The organism is Streptomyces sp. NPDC056835 (genome assembly GCF_042789485.1).
In the GTDB taxonomy this organism is placed as follows: domain Bacteria; phylum Actinomycetota; class Actinomycetes; order Streptomycetales; family Streptomycetaceae; genus Streptomyces.
Map to the genome: position 1 here is coordinate 1 of NZ_JBHUBB010000103.1, position 1178 is coordinate 1178.

Genomic DNA, 1178 nt, shown 5'->3' on the forward strand with positions numbered 1-1178 from the left:
CTAGTGTCTTGTGATTCTGATCGTGTTACTTCGAGTTGTTATTGACGAGTTTCTTCACGCTGGTCTGGACGAGTCGGACCTTGGTGAGGATCTCGTCGGCGGTGGCGGTCCAGGTGAAGGGCTTCGCGTTCTCGTTCCAGGAGTTGATGTAGTCGCGGATCTGTTTGACCAGGACGTTGACACTCGAGAACGTGCCGCGGCGGATGGACTGCCGGGTGATGATCCCGAACCAGATCTCGATCTGGTTCAGCCACGAGGACCCGACTGGGGTGAAGTGGAAGTGGACGTGCGGGTTCTTCGCCAGCCATGCCTTCACGTCCGGAGTGGTGTGCGTGGACAGGTTGTCCAGGACGACATGGATCTCCTTCCCCGTATGCGGCTCGACGGCTTTCTTCAGGAACGCCAGGAAGCTCGCGCCGTTCCGGTTCGGCTTGCACTCGCCCAGCACTTCACCGGTCGTGACGTTCAGCGCGGCAAACAGGTTCGTGGTGCCGTGCCGGACGTAGTCGTGGGTGCGCTGCTCGGTAACCGCGAAGGCCACCGGCAGCACCGGCTGGGTCCGGTCCAGGGCCTGCACCTGCGTCTTCTCGTCGACCGACAGCACCACGGCGCCACCGGGCGGGGCCAGGTACAAACCGACAACATCGGCGACCTTCTCCGCGAACCCCGGGTCCTTCGAGATCTTGAAGGTGCCCGAACGGTGTGGTTTCAGATTCTCCTCACGCCAGACGCGGGCAACGTAATGCCAGGACACCGAAACGCCCTCACGTAGCCTCAAGTGATCGGCCAGCGTCCGCGTCGACCAGTGCGAGAGCCCGGAATCCGCCGGCGGGGACATCCTCGTCAAAGCGATCACCCGGGCCCTCACCCGAGGCGGCACCTGAGTTCGTGGCCCGCCCCGGCGTTTGTCCTCCAGCCCGGCCAGACCCCGCTCCGCATAGCGGGCCTTGCAGCGGTCCACCGTAAGCGGTGCCACACCGGCAAGCTCGGCGATGTCCTTTCGCCGCCGCCCCTCGGCCGACCACAACACGATCCGAGCGCGAAGCGCCACGAACGCCGGCACATCTCGCGAATCCGCCAACACCCGCAGCTCAGCCATCTGTTCAGAGGAAAGATCCATACCCGACTCAACGACCACGGACGCCTCAGGTTCCACAAACAGAATCACAAGACACTAG

1 protein-coding gene is annotated in these 1178 nt (G+C 63.3%); it reads right to left on the minus strand.

Annotated elements, in window-relative coordinates; all coding sequences use genetic code 11:
* Positions 1-25: 25 nt before the first annotated feature.
* Entirely contained in the window at positions 26-1120 is a 1095-nt protein-coding gene (locus ACFRMN_RS38800) for an IS630 family transposase (RefSeq protein ID WP_383029160.1), read from the minus strand.
* Between the last annotated feature and the right edge of the window lie 58 nt (positions 1121-1178).

Coding starts and splice junctions, on each gene's coding strand:
- ACFRMN_RS38800 (WP_383029160.1), bottom strand. CDS start 1,120: ATGGATCTTTCCTCTGAACAGATGGCTGAGCTGCGGGTGTTGGCGGAT.